General features: G+C 56.8%; 20 protein-coding genes. 17 read left to right on the top strand and 3 right to left on the bottom strand.

Translation table 11 applies throughout. From position 1 onward, the window contains the following. The first annotated feature begins 31 nt into the window (after positions 1-31). The 4 genes from AC27VJ_RS09665 to AC27VJ_RS09650 all read left to right on the top strand — a co-directional run bounded on the left by AC27VJ_RS09665 (position 32) and on the right by AC27VJ_RS09650 (position 4,275). A complete protein-coding gene (locus tag AC27VJ_RS09665; protein ID WP_488683851.1) occupies positions 32-1,060 on the top strand; it encodes a zinc-binding dehydrogenase in 1,029 nt (342 codons plus the stop codon). Positions 1,061-1,071: 11 nt separating this feature from the next. After that, positions 1,072-2,001 (top strand): lipid A biosynthesis lauroyl acyltransferase, encoded by a 930-nt coding sequence (locus AC27VJ_RS09660; protein ID WP_488684326.1) that lies wholly within the window; start codon positions 1,072-1,074, stop codon positions 1,999-2,001. 246 nt (positions 2,002-2,247) lie between these two features. Further along, positions 2,248-2,940 (top strand): hypothetical protein, encoded by a 693-nt coding sequence (locus tag AC27VJ_RS09655; RefSeq protein WP_488683850.1) that lies wholly within the window; start codon positions 2,248-2,250, stop codon positions 2,938-2,940. Between the two features lie 618 nt (positions 2,941-3,558). Further along, a complete protein-coding gene (locus AC27VJ_RS09650) occupies positions 3,559-4,275 on the top strand; it encodes a PAS domain-containing protein (RefSeq protein WP_488683849.1) in 717 nt (238 codons plus the stop codon). A gap of 6 nt (positions 4,276-4,281) precedes the next feature. Here the strand turns inward: AC27VJ_RS09650 and AC27VJ_RS09645 are convergent, their stop codons facing one another. Continuing rightward, positions 4,282-5,085 carry a TSUP family transporter gene (locus AC27VJ_RS09645; protein WP_488683848.1) on the bottom strand — a complete coding sequence of 268 codons (804 nt, stop codon included), beginning with the start codon at positions 5,083-5,085 and terminating at the stop codon, positions 4,282-4,284. A gap of 177 nt (positions 5,086-5,262) precedes the next feature. On the opposite strand from AC27VJ_RS09645, the gene AC27VJ_RS09640 reads away from it, so the two are divergent. The 8 genes from AC27VJ_RS09640 (at position 5,263) to AC27VJ_RS09605 (ending at position 12,632) form a co-directional block, all read left to right on the top strand. Continuing rightward, positions 5,263-6,222 (top strand): nucleoside hydrolase, encoded by a 960-nt coding sequence (locus tag AC27VJ_RS09640; protein WP_113088162.1) that lies wholly within the window; start codon positions 5,263-5,265, stop codon positions 6,220-6,222. A gap of 293 nt (positions 6,223-6,515) precedes the next feature. Then, entirely contained in the window at positions 6,516-7,736 is a 1,221-nt protein-coding gene (locus tag AC27VJ_RS09635; RefSeq protein WP_353575789.1) for an LL-diaminopimelate aminotransferase, read from the top strand. Positions 7,737-7,799: 63 nt separating this feature from the next. After that, on the top strand, positions 7,800-9,110 hold the full coding sequence (locus tag AC27VJ_RS09630; RefSeq protein ID WP_113088164.1) for a homoserine dehydrogenase: 1,311 nt from the start codon (positions 7,800-7,802) through the stop codon (positions 9,108-9,110). Positions 9,111-9,432: 322 nt separating this feature from the next. Next, positions 9,433-9,807, top strand: a complete 375-nt coding sequence (locus AC27VJ_RS09625) for a YciI family protein (RefSeq protein ID WP_353575788.1) — start codon at positions 9,433-9,435, stop codon at positions 9,805-9,807. Beyond that, positions 9,804-11,051, top strand: coding sequence for an RNA polymerase sigma factor (locus AC27VJ_RS09620; protein WP_488683847.1), 1,248 nt, complete (start codon positions 9,804-9,806; stop codon positions 11,049-11,051). The genes AC27VJ_RS09625 and AC27VJ_RS09620 overlap by 4 nt, the downstream gene beginning before the upstream one ends. Positions 11,052-11,134: 83 nt before the next feature. Continuing rightward, the gene (locus AC27VJ_RS09615) at positions 11,135-11,611 is read left to right on the top strand and encodes an SRPBCC family protein (RefSeq protein WP_488683846.1); all 477 of its coding nucleotides are present in this window, start codon (positions 11,135-11,137) and stop codon (positions 11,609-11,611) included. 21 nt (positions 11,612-11,632) lie between these two features. Beyond that, a complete protein-coding gene (locus AC27VJ_RS09610) occupies positions 11,633-12,052 on the top strand; it encodes a DoxX family protein (RefSeq protein ID WP_488683845.1) in 420 nt (139 codons plus the stop codon). 70 nt (positions 12,053-12,122) lie between these two features. Then, the gene (locus AC27VJ_RS09605; RefSeq protein ID WP_488683844.1) at positions 12,123-12,632 is read left to right on the top strand and encodes a GNAT family N-acetyltransferase; all 510 of its coding nucleotides are present in this window, start codon (positions 12,123-12,125) and stop codon (positions 12,630-12,632) included. Here AC27VJ_RS09605 and AC27VJ_RS09600 read toward each other — a convergent pair. Continuing rightward, positions 12,614-12,934, bottom strand: a complete 321-nt coding sequence (locus AC27VJ_RS09600) for a DUF1294 domain-containing protein (RefSeq protein WP_488684325.1) — start codon at positions 12,932-12,934, stop codon at positions 12,614-12,616. The genes AC27VJ_RS09605 and AC27VJ_RS09600 overlap by 19 nt on opposite strands. A 155-nt stretch (positions 12,935-13,089) precedes the next feature. On the opposite strand from AC27VJ_RS09600, the gene gatB reads away from it, so the two are divergent. The 5 genes from gatB to AC27VJ_RS09575 all read left to right on the top strand — a co-directional run bounded on the left by gatB (position 13,090) and on the right by AC27VJ_RS09575 (position 16,822). Beyond that, a complete protein-coding gene (gene gatB / locus AC27VJ_RS09595) occupies positions 13,090-14,592 on the top strand; it encodes an Asp-tRNA(Asn)/Glu-tRNA(Gln) amidotransferase subunit GatB (RefSeq protein WP_488683843.1) in 1,503 nt (500 codons plus the stop codon). Between the two features lie 161 nt (positions 14,593-14,753). Further along, positions 14,754-15,251 carry a GNAT family N-acetyltransferase gene (locus tag AC27VJ_RS09590; RefSeq protein WP_488684324.1) on the top strand — a complete coding sequence of 166 codons (498 nt, stop codon included), beginning with the start codon at positions 14,754-14,756 and terminating at the stop codon, positions 15,249-15,251. Next, the gene (locus tag AC27VJ_RS09585; RefSeq protein WP_488683842.1) at positions 15,248-15,721 is read left to right on the top strand and encodes a GNAT family N-acetyltransferase; all 474 of its coding nucleotides are present in this window, start codon (positions 15,248-15,250) and stop codon (positions 15,719-15,721) included. The genes AC27VJ_RS09590 and AC27VJ_RS09585 overlap by 4 nt, the downstream gene beginning before the upstream one ends. A 109-nt stretch (positions 15,722-15,830) precedes the next feature. Next, positions 15,831-16,229 (top strand): NADH:ubiquinone oxidoreductase subunit NDUFA12, encoded by a 399-nt coding sequence (locus AC27VJ_RS09580; RefSeq protein ID WP_113088171.1) that lies wholly within the window; start codon positions 15,831-15,833, stop codon positions 16,227-16,229. A gap of 149 nt (positions 16,230-16,378) precedes the next feature. Next, the gene (locus AC27VJ_RS09575; RefSeq protein WP_353575781.1) at positions 16,379-16,822 is read left to right on the top strand and encodes a DUF2155 domain-containing protein; all 444 of its coding nucleotides are present in this window, start codon (positions 16,379-16,381) and stop codon (positions 16,820-16,822) included. Between the two features lie 18 nt (positions 16,823-16,840). Here AC27VJ_RS09575 and AC27VJ_RS09570 read toward each other — a convergent pair whose 3' ends face one another. Further along, positions 16,841-17,191, bottom strand: a complete 351-nt coding sequence (locus tag AC27VJ_RS09570) for a hypothetical protein (RefSeq protein ID WP_488683841.1) — start codon at positions 17,189-17,191, stop codon at positions 16,841-16,843. Positions 17,192-17,193 lie beyond the last annotated feature (2 nt).

Here is a 17,193-nt window from a genome sequence, read left to right as displayed (position 1 = left end):
AAAATAACGCCTCCGGGCGAAGGACTTCATTATGCGCGCCTTGCAACTCGTTGATGATCGTAAACTTGAAAGAGTGGACCTGCCCGAGCCGGGAGCCCCGGCACCCGGCGAAGTCACGCTCCGGGTCAAGGCCGTGGCGTTGAACCACATCGATGTCTGGGGCTGGCGCGGCATGGCCTTCGCCAAGCGCAAGATGCCTTTGACCATCGGTGCGGAAGCATCTGGCGTGGTGGAAGCCATCGGCCCCGGCGTGTCCAATGTTCTGCCGGGCCAGCTCGTCTCCATCTACGGCGCACGCACCTGCGGTCGCTGCCACCACTGCGTGGCCGGTCGCGACAATCTGTGCGAAAACGTCGGCGGCGTCCACGGCTTCCATCTGGATGGCTTTGCGCAGGAAAAGATCAACATTCCCGCCCGTCAGCTCGTGCTGGCACCGCCCGGCGTCGATGCCGTTGCTGCGGCTCTTGCGCCTGTCACCTTCGGCACGGTCGAGCATATGCTGTTCGATAACGCCAAGCTCCAGCCGGGCGAAACCATCCTCATTCACGCTGGCGGCTCCGGCATCGGCTCGGCTGCTATCCAGCTCGCCAAGAAAATGGGCTGCACCGTTATCACGACAGTCGGTTCCGACGACAAGATCGAGCGCGCCAAGGCGCTGGGTGCAGATCACGTTATCAATTACCGCGTCGACCGCTTCGAAGGCGTCGTGCGCAAGCTGACCAAGAAGAAGGGCGTCGATGTCGTCTTCGAACATGTCGGCAAGGACACCTGGGCTGGCTCCATGTTCTGCCTCAAGCGCGGTGGTCGACTGGTAACCTGCGGTTCCACGTCCGGCGTGTCCTCGGAAATCAACCTGATGATGCTGTTCCAGCAGCAGTTGAAGCTGCTCGGCTCCTTCGGTTGCCGCATGGAAAATATGGCTGATGCGATGCAGAAAATGGCGCGCGGTCTCGTTTACCCTGTTATCGACACCGAAGTCACCTTCGACACCATCGAAACGGCGCTGGAGCGTATGGAGACCCGTCAGGTCTTCGGCAAAATCGTTCTGCGGATGGACTGACGCCATTGAAAATGTTCATCACGCGCGTCGTTCTGGCGCTCGAAAACTTCCGGCAGTGGCTGAATGCGACGCTCGCATTCGGCTTTCTGAACCTGCTGAAACTTTTGCCTGCCGATCCCGCCATTCGGTTTGCGGACAGAATGGCGCGCAAGATCGGCCCGAAGACACCGCGCCACAAGCTGATGCTGTTCAATCTTGGTCGTGCCTATCCCGAGAAATCGGAAGAGGAGCGTCTGGAAATCGCGCTGGACAGCTGGGGCAATATGGGTCGCCTGGCTGCCGAATATGTCTTTCTGGATCGCCTGTTCGATTTCGATCCGACAAAGACAGAACCGGGCAGGGTAGAAGTCATCGGCACCGAGACATTTCTCGAGCTGCGCGACAATCCGCGTCCGTTCATCGTCTTCACCGCCCATTCCGGCAATTTCGAGCTGTTGCCCGTCGCAGGTTCGGCCTTCGGCCTCGATGTGACAGTGCTGTTTCGTCCGCCAAACAATCCCTATGTGGCAAAGCGCATTTTCGATTTCCGCAAGGAGCGTATGGGCCATCTCGTGCCGTCGCATGCGGGCTCTTCTTTTGCGCTTGCGCGTCAGTTGGAAAAGGGCGGCGGTATCGGCGTTCTGGTGGATCAGAAGTTCAGAAAAGGCCTGCCGACGCAATTCTTCGGCAATGACGTGCTGACCAACCCACTGCTGGCAAAGCTGGTGCGCCAGTTTGGCTGCGATGTTTTTCCAGCGCGTTGCATTCGCTTGCCGGACAATCGTTACAGGTTGGAAATCGAGCCGAAGGTCGAGATACCCTTGAACGAAAAGGGTGCAGTCGACGTTCAGAAAACCGCGCAGCTTCTCAACGACAAGGTGGAAAGCTGGGTGCGGGAATATCCTGGTCAGTGGCTGTGGTATCACGACCGCTGGCATATCAAGGGCAGTATCAAGGACTAGAATAGACCAGATTTGGTTCTTGTTAAGCGCTAACATCCCAGGATTGTGTATGTATATTTTTCTTCACAATTTCTGGGATTTGTTAAAGACGTTCTGCGTGTGTTAATTTATCTTGTGTTTGTAATGGCGGTGCTGTTTCTCGTTACGTCATTTTTTACGGTGATACCTTATAACGAGTCTCGCGCCACGGAACCGGAAACGATTTGAAAGTGCGGCAGGCGCACGATCTTCCGGGGGAGAGTCGAGTTGAAAGCTTTGATTGACTTGTTCTGGCAACGATATTCGGAGCTGAAAGGTGCCGTTGATCGCAACGACGCCCTGAAAATCACGATGCTTGATCGTGAGCTTGATCCGCTGCTCGAGAGCATAACCAGCAGAAAGACCAAGAATTCCTCAGAGGTTCTTGAGCAGTTCCGCTTTGCTATCGATCTCCTCAACGAGGAGGCCGAGGATACGGGCTGCGTTCAGCGAAACTCCGAACTTCTGCGCAAACTCGTGGATCGCTATATCGGCGCGGGTCTGCCCTACGACGGCGCGACGCCGGACGGCGAATCGGCCTCCTGGAGCCCTTACGTCATTCTGGACGAAGACCGGCTGGATGATCTGGACGAGCGCGTCTTCGTCGTATCTCCCGGCTACCGCATCAATTACACCAACGCACTCAATGCGCTCTGCTACGAAGCCAAGACCAACGACCTCGTCGGTCGGCATATTGCCGAATTCATTGGCATCCACCACTTCCAGCAGGCTCTGCGTGAGAAGTTGGACGCGTGCTTCAAGGGCGAGGCGGCGAAATATACCTATGCCGAGGACATCGACGGACGCACCGTGGTACGCTCCTATGAGATGTCGCCGTGCTATTCTCCATCCTACAAGCTGGTGGGCGCGATCATCATCGTGAAGGAACTGGCTGATCGTAGAAACCGCGCGGTAGCGTAAATAAGCTTCGTTCGCCCCAAGTTGGCGTGAGCTTTTGCTCAGGCGTATGTCATTTGACACGCCTGTTGGCGTTAATTTGGCTCCAATAAACTGTCCTCGCATTGCGATTCGTCTTGCTGCGGGCAGGTACCCAATACGCGTTTCTGATTTGTCGGACAGATTTATAGCTCTCGGCAAAATTGACTTTCGTCAAAAATCGCCCATTCAATGAATAAAAGTGATGTTGCGACCAATTTTATGAATATATTGTCGCGTTGACGACAGTATTGTTGCCCCAGCATTCGAAGTCTTACGTTCGGTTTTGTTGCGTATCGGAAAATTCTCATCCTATAATAAATATTAATCGCCTCGACGGCGCTCGATAGGTGAAAACTAGTGTATTGACGGGTTGAGCCTCTGTGGTGTTCATGGTGTCAGAGGGCTGGACGTTCGAGCACGCCGTTTCATCCGTGAACGTCTCCGCTTCTTTAGGGAGGAAGCGTCGTCTCGTGAGACGGCGGATTGGGTCTTGATCGGCCCGGCGTGCTTTAGAAAGAAGGAAGTTCTTCTGACCGTGTTCGGCCAAGCCTGAGGGTGGCGTCGGACATCAGGAACTTGGGTGATGGAATGGAGGCTCCATTGTTAGGACTCTTCGACGCTTTTTCGCTGAAATGCATACAATTGAAACAGGCTGTTGCTTGCGGGCATGACGATCTCGTTCGTCTGCTGGACAAGGAGCTTGAGCCGATGATCGCGGATATTCTGTCCTTCAGGGCGGAGAACCGCGAAGAAGCTCATATGCAATTACAGTTCCTCAACGGCCTGATCCGTGACGAGGCAGACGACAAATCAAGCGTGACACGTCGCAGCGCTGCCATGGCAATGCTGATCGATCGGTATTTCCGCACGAGCGGTGATGGCAAAGATAGTTTGCAGCAGCTGCTTCCCCGCCCGCTGGAAAAGCCTGCCGCATTCGGCCTCGCCGAGCAACCTCTGCTCAACGAAGCCATTCTGGACAGTCTACCGGATCGCGTCGGCGTGATTACTAGGGATTATCGCTATCTCTATTCCAACCAGGAAAACGCACAGTTTCTGGGCCGCACCACCTTGTCCATGATCGGCTGCCACGTCTCGGAGTTCGTGGGTGAAGAGAGCTTCAGCAAGTTGGCGAAGCCGGCTTTCGACAAGTGTTTCAAGGGCGAAAAGATCGACTACATCCACAAGGGACGTCGCAATCGTGAGAACTTCGCCACGCGTTGCCGGATGACGCCGCTGCGTGGTGTTCAGAACGAGATCATCGGCGCGGTCATCGTGTTGCAACACGCCGACCAGTCCGCCACGCTGGCGTGCAGCTGAGCTTTCTCAGCCGCCAATCAGGCGCGAGACGAATGCGCCAAACGAAGAAAACGCGCCGGAATCCATCAGCAGTTTCGTCGCCATGGCGATGCAGGAAATGACAAGCAGCGGGCGGATGATCTTCGCGCCGTTACTCATGGCTAGGCGAGAGCCGATCTGCGCACCCAGAAACTGACCCAGCCCCATCACCAATCCCAGCTTCCACAAAATCGCGCCGTTCAGCGTAAATACAAGGAAGCTGCCAAAATTCGACCCGAAGTTGAGAAGCTTGGTATGGGCTGTAGCCTTCAACATGCCGAAGCCCGCCAGCCCTACAAAGGCCAGCATATAGAACGAGCCCGCGCCCGGGCCGAAAATGCCGTCGTAAAAACCGACGAGCGGAACGACTGTCAATCCGAACACGAAGGGTGTGATGCGCTGGTGGCTGTCGATGTCGCTGAGATTAGGTTTGAAGGCAAAATAGAGGGCGATTGCGATCAGCAGAAACGGCATGATGGCGCGCAGAATATCTGGCGGCACGTAGGCGGCGATGATTGCGCCCAAAATGCCGCCGACAAAGGCCATGAACGCCATGGGGAACTGCTTTTTCAGATCGACATGACCACGTCTTGCATAAGCAATCGTCGCGGAAGCGCTGCCGAACTGCGCTTGCAGCTTGTTCGTTCCCAGCGCCTCCAGCGGCGGAACGCCGAGGATCAGCATAGCCGGAATGACGATCAACCCTCCACCGCCGGCAATCGAATCGACGAAGCCCGCAAAAACGGCGACAAGAAACAGGATGAGAAACAGCTGAAGGGCAACGTCTTGCACGGGAGTATTCCGGGAGGGGATATGGATGGCTGCTTCTGTCACTGAATTGTGCAAGGTGCAACGTTTTTCATCTGTTGCGAGGAAGCCATTGCGTCAATTGCGCGTCCGTTTATGGTGCGCTCGCTGCTTCGCCATCGATTGGGCGATTCCGCCTGCATATGAATTCGAGGACACGGCATGCATAAGGTAATTTTCGACACGGACCCCGGCATTGATGACGCAATGGCGCTGCTATTTCTGCACCGCCACCCGGACATTGATCTGATTGGCGTGACCACCGTGTTCGGCAATGCGCCGATTGAGATCACCACCCGCAATGCGCTGTTCCTCAAGCAGCAGTGGGCTATGACGGCACCCGTAGCCAAAGGCGCGGATGTGACCTTCGATCCATCACGCCCGGAAGGCCACTGGCCGACATTCATTCATGGGGAAGATGGGCTCGGCAATATCGGTGTGCCCGAGACAATCGATCTGCCGCTCGATCCGCGTCCGGCCCACAACTTCATCATCGATACGGTCAAGGCGAACCCGGGCGAGGTGACGCTGATTGCTGTTGGCCGCATGACCAACCTTGCGCTGGCGCTGCGGGAAGACCCGGATTTTGCTGCCCTGGTCAAGGATGTCATCGTCATGGGCGGCGCGTTCGATATCAACGGCAATGTCAGCCCGGCGGCGGAAGCCAATATTCACGGCGACCCGGAGGCCGCAGACGTGGTGTTTACCGCACCATGGCGCGTTACCGTCGTCGGCCTCGATGTGACGACTCGCACCGTCATGACATCTGCCTTCATGGCCGAGATGGCGAAGGAGGGCGGGGCACCCGTCCAGCTTCTGTCGGATCTGTCGCAGTTCTACATCGAGTTCTACAATCAGCGCACCGGCGACGGTATGGTGGTGCATGATAGCTGCGCTTGCGTCTATCTGACCAACCCTGAGCTTTTCGAGACCCGCAGCGGCGCGATTCGTGTGGTCTGTGGTGGTTTGGCCGATGGTCAGACGATTCAGAAGCCGGATGGCGTGGGCTTTCCGCCCGGCAAATGGGATGGCCATCCCAGCCAGCTCGTCTGCACGGATATTAAGCCGGAACGTGTGCTTTCGGTCATTCGCAGCGCAATTGTGCAGGGTGAACGCGGCTGATTGAGCCAAGGCGTCGCCAAACGCGGCGGCTTGCCTTGCATTTTTGAAAAAACTCGCGTTATGCAAGTCCATTGAACCTGCATGGATATGCGGCGAATCTGCGCCGCCTCTGCTGCCCGATGCTTTCCCTCACGAAGGCACTGTCGTGTCCTGCCGAAAAGCAATTCGTGTTTTCCGGCGCATGCGGTACAATAAATGATACAGGCCCGATGTGTTCGTGTCGGCTGTGTTTCAAACCAAAAAACGAACGTTATGTGAGCCGGGTTGTCTGGCTCATTTCCATGAGGAAAGAGATGGAAGAGTTTCACAAGGTCAAGCGTCTGCCGCAATACGTGTTCGAACAGGTCAACCGTTTGAAAGCGAGCGCGCGAGCGGGTGGAGCCGACATCATCGACCTTGGCATGGGCAATCCAGACCTTCCAACCCCGAAGGCGATTGTCGATAAGCTGTGCGAAGTCGTTCAGGACCCACGCACGCACCGTTACTCGTCCTCCAAAGGCATTCCCGGCCTTCGCCGCGCGCAGGCGGCTTATTACGCCCGCCGCTTCGGTGTGAAGCTTAACCCTGATACGCAGGTTGTCGCCACACTCGGTTCCAAGGAAGGCTTTGCCAACATGGCGCAGGCCATCACGGCGCCAGGCGATGTCATTCTGTGTCCAAATCCGACATACCCGATCCACGCCTTCGGCTTTCTGATGGCAGGTGGCGTTATCCGCTCGATGAATGTGGAGCCGGATGAGAGCTTCTTTGGACCGCTGGAGCGTGCCGTGCGCCACTCCATCCCCAAGCCGCTCGCGCTCATCATCAACTACCCGTCCAACCCGACGGCACATGTCGCGTCTCTGGATTTCTACAAGGACGTCATCGCATTCGCGAAGAAGCATGATCTGATCGTGCTGTCCGACCTTGCCTATTCGGAAATCTATTTTGACGACAAGAACCCGCCTCCGTCCGTTCTGGAAGTGCCGGGCGCCATGGATGTGGCCGTGGAGTTCACCTCCATGTCGAAAACCTTCTCTATGCCCGGCTGGCGCATGGGCTTTGCTGTCGGCAACGAGCGGCTGATTGCGGCTTTGACGCGTGTGAAGTCCTACCTCGACTACGGCGCTTTCACGCCGATCCAGGTCGCGGCCACTCACGCGCTCAACGGTGATGGCTCCGATATTGCGGAAGTGCGCAATGTCTATCGCCGTCGCCGCGATGTGATGGTCGATACATTCGGCAAGGCCGGTTTCGAAGTTCCGCCGCCAGCAGCCACCATGTTCGCATGGGCTAAGATTCCAGAAAAATTCCGCCATCTCGGCTCGCTTGAGTTTTCCAAGCTGCTGATCGAGAAGGCCGACATCGCGGTTGCTCCGGGTGTAGGCTTCGGCGAAATGGGCGATGATTATGTTCGCCTTGCGCTCGTTGAAAACGAGCATCGAATTCGTCAGGCCGCGCGCAATCTCAAGCGCTTCCTGTCGACAGCAGACGATACGTTGCACAACGTCGTCTCGCTCAACGCCCACAGATAAGGGCATTCCACCAGGGTGGCCGGTTCCGGCCACCTCTCAACTCAGCAAATCAGGAATATACCAATGGCAGATTCATTGAGAATCGGCGTAGCGGGACTCGGCACTGTCGGCTCTTCGCTTGTGCGCATCCTCCAGCAGAGAAGCAAAGAACTTGCGATTACCTGCGGACGCGCAATTGAGATTATCGCCGTCAGCGCACGCGACCGTTCGCGTGATCGCGGCATTGATCTCAAGGGTATTACCTGGTTCGACACACCTGAGGAACTGGCGGAAAAAGCCGATATCGATGTCCTCGTGGAACTGGTCGGTGGTGCGTCTGGTCAGGCGGAAAAAGCCGTTCGTGCAGCGCTGTCGCGCGGTCTCCATGTGGTGACGGCCAACAAGGCGCTTCTTGCCAAGCACGGCGTCGAGCTTGCCATTCTGGCGGAAGAAAAGGGCGCGCTGCTCAATTTCGAAGCGGCTGTCGCTGGTGGTATTCCCATCATCAAGGCGCTGCGTGAATCGCTCACGGGCAACCATGTGTCGCGCATTTACGGCATCATGAACGGCACCTGCAATTACATCCTGACCAAGATGGAGAAGGAAGGTCTGTCCTTCGAAGCCTGCCTGAAGGAAGCGCAGCGTCTGGGCTATGCCGAAGCGGATCCGGCTTTCGATATCGAGGGCAACGATACGGCGCATAAGCTCGCCATTCTCACCACGCTTGCCTTCGGCAGCAAGATTTCCGCCGACGATATTTATCTCGAAGGCATCACCAATATCTCCATCGAAGATATTCAGGCCGCCTCCGATCTCGGTTACCGCATCAAGCTTCTCGGCGTCGCACAGATCACCGAATCCGGCATCGAACAGCGCGTTCACCCGACGATGGTGCCGCTGGATTCGGTTATCGCGCAGGTCGATGGCGTCACCAACGCCGTCGCTGTCGAGTCGGATATTCTCGGCGAGTTGCTGATGGTTGGTCCCGGCGCTGGCGGCAACGCTACTGCATCCGCTGTTCTTGGCGACATCGCCGACATCGCCAAGAGCCGTCCCGGCGTTCAGCAGGTGCCGGTACTCGGTCGTCCAGCTAAGTCGCTGACGGATTATCGCCGCGCCAAGATGAAGAGCCACGAAGGCGGATACTTCATTCGTCTGACGGTGAAGGACAAGGCCGGCGTTTTCGCCTCCATCGCGACAGCCATGGCAGACAACAACATCTCGCTGGAATCCATCGTGCAGCATTCGCGCGTTCCAGCCGAAGGCGGTGCCCAGAACATCATCCTCGTCACCCACGCAACGATGGAAGATGCTATTCGCAAGGCCGTAAAGGCCATCAAGAGCGAGAAATACCTCGTCAGCGAACCACAGGTCATCCGCATCGAGCGGACCTGATCTGGGTATTTATAGCAACAAGGCGCCCGCGGCAGACCCCTCACTTGCGATTTCTAACACTTAGCCTTTGGCTAAGATGTTGAAATCGCTTTCTCTCCCACACGGGGAGAGATAAGAATGCCGCGCCTGCCACGGGTTACCTCTACCCCTGTGGGATAGGACAGAAAATCACGATCTTAGCCAAAGGCTAAGTCGTAGATTTTCTAGGTGAGGGGTTATGCGCCACCCGTGAAGCTTTCCATTCTCTAAACTTCAAAAAAACTGCTGCGCCTTGTCGGCAGGCGCGTTACTTCTTCGTCTTCCAAGGGAGAAGGAGAGCAAAATGCATTACGCCATTCTGTGTTACGCCGATGAAGAAGCCGTCTTTGCCTGGTCCAAGGAAGAAGAGGAGGCGGTCATGGGCAGGCTTTATGCGGTGCAGGAGCCACTGGCCAAGGCTGGCAAGCTCGGTCCTACCGGACGGCTGATGCCGACGACGGCAGCCACCACCGTTCGCAAGGGCAAGCAGGAACCTCTGGTTCTGGATGGCCCATTCGCCGAAACCAAGGAAGTGCTGCTCGGCTTTTACACGATAGATGTCGAAAATCTGGAAGAAGCGGTGAGTTTTGCCAAGCAGCTTTCTGCCGCCAATCCGGGTTCGACCTCTTACGAAATCCGGCCCTTCTACGTCTTCCACCCCACAGGTGCACCCAAATGACAGATATTGCATGGATCGACCTTGCCGTGACGGCGGCGCGTCCGCAGGCGCTGGGCGCATTGCTGCGTTATTTCCGCGATCTGGACACAGCAGAAGAAGCCTTTCAGGAGGCCTGCCTGCGCGCGGTGCGGACTTGGCCCGAAAAAGGCCCGCCGCGCGATCCGGCAGCATGGTTGATCTTTGTTGGGCGCAACAGCGGTGTGGATGCCATTCGCAAACATTCAAAATCCGTGCCCTTGCCGGAAGAGGATGTGCTGTCTGATCTTTCCGATGCGGAAGCCGACATGGCGGAGCGACTGGACAATTCCCATTACCGGGACGACATTCTGCGTCTAATGTTCGTCTGCTGCCATCCGGACCTGCCGGCAACGCAGCAGATCGCGCTTGCGCTACGCATCGTCTCCGGTCTCAGCGTCACGCAGATTGCGCGTGCATTTCTGGTAACGGACGCCGCGATGGAACAACGCATCACCCGCGCCAAGGGCCGCGTTGCCAAGGCCGGTGTGCCCTTCGAAAACCCGACCGCCTGGGAGCGGCAGGAGCGTTTAGACAAAGTCTGCGCCATGCTCTATCTCGTTTTCAACGAGGGCTATTCGTCGGCCATTTCCAATCCTGACAGCATGGCAATGTGCGAAGAGGCAATTCGTCTGGCCCGCATTCTGCTGCGCATTTTCCCGTCCGAAACCGAGATCATGGGGCTTTTGACGCTGATGCTCTTGCAGCATTCGCGCCGCAATACCCGCTTTTCACCTGACGGTGACATCATTCTGATGGAAGATCAGGATCGTGACAACTGGGACCGGCAGATCATCGATGAAGCGCTTGCCTTGCTGGACAAGGCGATGCGCCATCGCAAACCCGGCCCATACCAGCTTCAGGCAGCAATCGCGGCTCTGCATGCGCGGGCAGTGACGGCTAAGGATACGGACTGGTTAGGCATCGACCTGCTCTATCAGGCGCTGGAGCATCTCCAGCCATCGCCCGTCGTCACGCTCAACCGGGCTGTGGCCGTTTCAAAAATGGATGGGCCGGAGGCAGCGCTTGCCGTGCTTCAGACCCTGGATGAAAAGCTGGACGCCTATTTCTACTACCACGGCGTTCGCGGCGGGCTTTTGATGCAGGCGGGCAGGGCGGCGGAGGCGCGTGAAGCCTTTGATCGTGCCATAGCCCTTGCCAACACGCCAGCCGAAGCCGCGCATATTCGCCAGCAGTTGGACAAGCTTGCACTGGAAAATACGAAATAATTTTTGAGTGAGTGTCGGGTGGCTGTCTGCTCAGACGTCCTTGCAGCATCATCAAGACGATGAACCAACTAAGCGAAAGGAAAATGACCATGACAACTCATCACGGTGCCCACGATCTGGTTCTGATGCGCGAATTCGATGCTCCGCGTGAAAAGCTTTACCGCGCGTGGAGCGACCCTGATTTGCTGAAGCAATGGTTCTGCCCCAAGCCTTGGCGTGTTTCGCATGCGGAACTGGACCTTCGCGCTGGCGGCTCAAGCTTCATCATCATGAACGGCCCGGACGAAGAAGTGGTTGAAAATCGCGGTGTCTATCTGGAAGTCGTCCCCAATGAAAAGCTGGTTTTCACCGATGCCTACACCAGCGCTTGGGTACCTGCAGAAAAGCCATTCATGACAGGTGTCGTTCTTTTCGAAGATTTGGGCGATGGCCGCACGAAATACACCGCAATCGCCCGACACTGGACCGAAGACGACAAGAAGGCCCATGAAGCGATGGGCTTCCATGAAGGCTGGGGAATGGCAGCTGATCAGCTGGCTGCGCTGGTCGCGACACTCTAAGGCGGAAACGAGGGAAAGCTCATGTCTTACGCTACTTTTTCAACGCCTCTGCCGCGCTGGCAGAGGCTCGCCGGGTCGGTGATGAGCGGGCTCGTCATCGCCTTTCTGATTTTCGATGGAGCCATCAAGCTCGCACCTATCGCGCCCGTGACTGAAACGCTGGTCGCGCTTGGATATTCCGGTGCTCCATCGCTGGCGCGCGGCCTTGGCATCATGACGTTGATCATTGCGCTTCTCTATGCCATCCCCCGCACGTCCGTACTCGGTGCAATTCTGCTGACCGGGCTGCTGGGCGGTGCAATCGCCACCCATTTGCGGGTCGGAAGCCCGGTGTTCACGCATCTGCTTTTCGGCGTGTATCTGGGGCTGCTGGCATGGGGCGGGCTCTATCTGCGGTCCGAAGCTCTGCGAATGCTCATTCCACTGCGCCGCAAAAGCTAAGTGGTCAGAGTGGGCATGCTGGCCGAATCGCGCTCCCGGTGTTTTATTGCCGTAATTACGGAGAGCTTGTTTGATTACCATTCGCCTAGCCAGAGAAGGTGATGCTACCATGCTTGCGGCCATCGGTCTGCGGGCGTGGGCGGATGCGACGACCGTCATTGGTGTGACGGAAGAGTTGCGGGAAAATGCCCGCTTCGCTTTCGGCAATTTCGTTCGCTCATCCTGGAATGCCATCACCGTTGCAGAGCTGGATGGCGCTATTGCGGGCTGGGCCGCGCGCGAAAATTTCGATGACACGATCAGCGATTTCTGGGTTGATCCTGGCTATCAAAGGCTCGGCGTGGGCAGCCGTCTCCTGCCAATCATCGAACGGCAGATCGTGCAGCGTGGCTTCTTCGCCGGCAAGCTGGAAAGCCACGCCCACAACGATCCGGCAATCTCGTTCTTCCGCAAGCATGGATATAGCGTCAGCTGGCTATCGCTGAAATATTCCCAGAAGCTGGATCGAGAGGTGCAATCCGTCGGTCTGCAAAAGCAGCTTGTGGAGATGGAAAGCGAATCTTACGGCTTTGGGTTTTGAGCCATCGTCAGTAGCTGGATAGGCCAGTCGGGCATGATGAGCAGTGACGTGGCAAGTGCGATCTGGAAGATGATGATGGTCAGCAGAATGCTGCGGAACGGTTCCTTGCGGGTTTTGTGACGCAGCATGCGCTGGGCGAGAATGGCCCCGAGACTGCCGCCGAAGAAGGCGAGCCACAGCAGGGTGCTTTCACGCACGCGCCATTCGCCTTTCCTCGCTGCTTTCTTGTCCCACCCGTAGATGAGGAAGACCAGCAGATTGAATGTGAGATAGGCCGCGAGTGCAATGGCGAGGGTCAGCATCATCCAGCCTATCGGAATTCAAAATTGTAAATATTCGATCTTCAACTTGGCCAAAAAGTCAGAGCTTTGGCGGGTAACGCGTGACAAGCCTTGCGCCACGGTGTCAATTGTTCTACCTCACGACTGACAGAAATTCCGTATATTAAGAGCTTGATATGACCCTTGTAGACGTGCGCACGCCAGACCCGAAACGCTTCATTCCCGGCGCGACCGGCGATTGGGAAATCGTCATCGGCATGGAGGTTCACGCTCAGGTTCTCTCCAATTCCAAGCTGTTCTCTGGTGCCTCAACCACATTCGGCAATGCGCCGAACTCTAACGTCTCGCTGGTGGATGCCGCGATGCCGGGCATGTTGCCTGTCATCAACGAGGAATGCGTGGCGCAGGCCGTGCGCACAGGCCTTGGTCTGAAGGCGCAGATCAACAAGCGCTCGATCTTCGACCGCAAGAACTATTTCTATCCGGATTTGCCGCAGGGCTACCAGATTTCGCAGTTCAAGGACCCGATTGTCGGTGAAGGCAAGATCGTCATCTCGCTGGGCCCGGATCGTCAGGGCAATTTTGAAGACATCGAAATCGGCATCGAACGTCTGCATCTGGAACAGGACGCCGGCAAGTCCATGCACGACCAGCATCCGACCATGTCCTTCGTGGACCTGAACCGTTCTGGCGTGGCGCTGATGGAAATCGTATCCAAGCCGGACATGCGTTCGTCCGACGAGGCAAAGGCCTATATGACCAAGCTGCGCTCCATCGTGCGCTACCTCGGCACCTGTGACGGCAACATGGACGAAGGCTCCATGCGTGCGGACGTCAACGTGTCGGTGCGCAAGCCGGGCGAAGCTTTCGGCACGCGTTGCGAAATCAAGAACGTCAACTCCATCCGTTTCATCGGTCAGGCCATCGAATACGAAGCCCGTCGCCAGATTGCTATTCTGGAAGATGGTGGCTCCATCGATCAGGAAACCCGTCTGTTCGATCCGGGCAAGGGCGAGACGCGCTCCATGCGCTCCAAGGAAGACGCGCATGACTATCGCTACTTCCCCGATCCCGACCTGCTGCCGCTGGAATTCGATGACGCCTATGTCGAAGCGCTGAGCAAGGATCTGCCGGAACTGCCTGACGACAAAAAGGCCCGTTTCGTCAACGAGCTGGGCCTTTCGGTCTATGACGCCTCGATCCTTGTGTCTGAAAAGGCAATCGCGGATTATTACGAGCTTGTCGCTGGAGGCCGCGATGGCAAAATCGCCGCCAACTGGGTCATCAACGATCTGCTTGGCGCGCTCAACAAATCCAGCAAGGGCATTGAAGAGACACCGGTTTCCGCAGATCAGCTGGGCGGTATCATCGATCTCATCAAGGCCAACACCATCTCCGGCAAGATCGCCAAGGACCTGTTCGAAATCGTCTGGAACGAAGGTGGCAATCCGGCTGAGATCGTCGAGAGCCGCGGCATGAAGCAGGTCACAGACACCGGCGCCATCGAAAAGGCCGTGGACGAGATCATTGCTGCCAACCCGGATCAGGTCGAGAAGGTGAAGGCCAAGCCAACGCTGGCTGGATGGTTCGTCGGCCAGGTCATGAAGGCCACCGGCGGCAAGGCCAACCCGCAGGCCGTGCAGGATCTGGTCAAGGCGAAGCTGGGGATTGAAGATTAAGTCTACTCGCCGGGACCATCTCGGCAAGCAGTTAGAGACCGAAACATCGCTTCCGTCATCCTCCGGCCAAGCTCGAGGATGACGTAAAGTGTCTTGAAAGGTCGAATGCGACGATGCCGGGGTCACACCCGGCTTTTTCATTCTCAGACGGAGTTGACATGGTGTTCTTCATTCGCACGGCCAGTGAGCGCGATATAGAGCCGGTGAGGGCGCTTTTGGCGCGCACCTGGCACGCGACCTATGACGCCATCTATGGTGCGGACCGTGTGGCGCAGCTGATTGCGGACTGGCACTCGCCCAAGGCGATGAAAGAGCGCGTCGAGAAAAAGGGTGGCGAGTTTTTGGTGGCGGATGATGGCAGGCGCATTGCCGGCATGGGCTTTGCCGCCATGTCCACCAAAATGGCCAAGACTGCTCTGTTGCACCAGCTTTACGTCGATCCGCAGTTCCAGCGACAGGGCGTGGGCCGCGATATTTTCGCCGAACTGGAAACCTGCTTTCCAGATGCCGAAATCATGCGCCTTGAAGTCGAGCCAAAAAACACGGTTGCGATTGCCTTCTATGAAGGTGTCGGCTTTGCCGAGGTGGACCGTGTGGAGCGGATGGCGGGCGTTGAAGGTTTGCCCGGCATTGTCATGGAAAAGATTCTTGCCCGATGAGCACCCCAATCGAAAATCTGGTCATTCGTTTTGCGCGTGAAAGCGATGTGCCGGCGCTAGCCGCCATTTTTGCCGCTGATGAGATTGGCGGCCATGGAGATACGGCTGACGAATCGGCGTTGCCGGATTATCTCGCTGCCTTTCACGCTATCGAAAACTCATCCAACGAAACGCTCTATGTTGCGGAACTGGATGGCGAAGTCGTAGGGACATTTCAGACGGTGATTCTCACCAAGCTGGTCGGGCGCGGGGCGACGTCGATGAAGATTGAGGCGGTGCAGACTCGCGCCGATATGCGCGGTCGTGGCATTGGTGCGGTGATGATCCGTTACTGCATTGACGATGCCAAACAGCGTGATGTCAAAAACATCCAGCTCATATCCAATATGGCGCGGCTGGATGCACATCGCTTCTATGAGAGGCTGGGCTTCGACAAGCGGCATTTCGGCTTCAGTATGAAACTGAAATAGTGTCGATATCGCGGGAAATACTGGACAATCGGCCCATGGAGCGGCATAAGCTTCTGTTGTGCTGCGCACCTCAAATCACCGCAGTGCACTCAAGCCCGAGGAACTGACAATGAAGACTCTCCTGACGCAAATCTTCACCTGGTGGAACGGCCAGACCATCGGAACGCGCTTTCATACCTGGCGTTTCGGCAAGAAGGTTGGGCAGGATGAGTTGGGCAACACCTATTACGAAGGCGGCACCACGTCCTGGGGCATGCCGCGCCGCTGGGTGATCTATAACGGTTACGCCGAAGCCTCCGCCATTCCTCCGGGCTGGCACGGCTGGATGCATTACCGCACCGACACCCCACCAAGCCAGGAGAGCTACACGGCCCGTGACTGGCAGAAGCCACACCAGCCGAACCTCACCGGCACGTCGCAGGCTTACCGCCCACCGGGTTCGTTGGCCGTTGCAGGTGAGCGACCACAGGTCACCGGCGATTACGACGCCTGGACACCTGGCAACTAAGTATAGCGGCGAGGGTGGCTGGCCGCTATATAAGCGGTCGGTTTGTTGACCTGATCGACACAGGCCATCACCCGTTTTCGCCACATTCCGCCTGTAGGCGTTGACCCCGCACTGACCGGTGCGGGAAATCTTTCTGGAGACGGTTCGATATGGGAAAATTCACGCGAGATGGTTCTTTGCGTGCACTGGCTGTGTCGCTGATTGCACTTTTGCCTGTGACAGGCACCGTCTCTCCTGCGTCTGCCGCCCGCATCGAAAACCGCGTCGCCGTCTTCTCCGGTATCGACAAGATCACCGGTCGCATCACGTCCTTCGATGTCTATCTCAACGAAACTGTCCAGTTCGGCGCACTGCAGGTAACGCCTAAGGTCTGCTATTCGCGTGACGACACCGAAGCACAGAAGATCGATGCCTTTATCGAAGTCGACGAAATCACCCTCGACCGCAAAATCAAGCGCATCTTCACCGGTTGGATGTTTGCCGACAGCCCGGGCCTGAATGCCGTCGAGCATCCGATCTATGACGTGTGGCTGACCGGCTGCAAGCAGGAATCGGATGTCCCGGCTCCGTCTTCTGCGGCGAAGACAAACTGATCCTCATCATTCGATATTTTAGTCGCTGCTATTTTTACCGACAACTTTGGGCTGGATGGTAAGTGGCAGTATAAGCCACTCACCAGCAACGGCTGCTGGTGGCACAGGAAATTTTCGTTCTTCGATCAGGCGCTGAATAGCAATCTTTGATTCTGGTCTTGCCTTGGTACTTTCAGTGAATGAGATCCACTGCGCTTTGCCATTGCCGTCGATCCGAAACCGAATATAGAGCGTCTGCAATTCGCCGGTTGCCAACTCTCTTAGGTCTGGTTTGTTTACGATTGGAACGAGCTCACTGGCGAGCTGCCTTTTCCAAGAAATGACATCTTGCTCTTGGGACGACGGTGCAGCACTTGCGGCAACGGTCATGA

It is taken from the genome of Agrobacterium sp. 20P9.1.2 (genome assembly GCF_057799395.1).
This window is presented reverse-complemented; position numbering and strand designations above follow the sequence as displayed.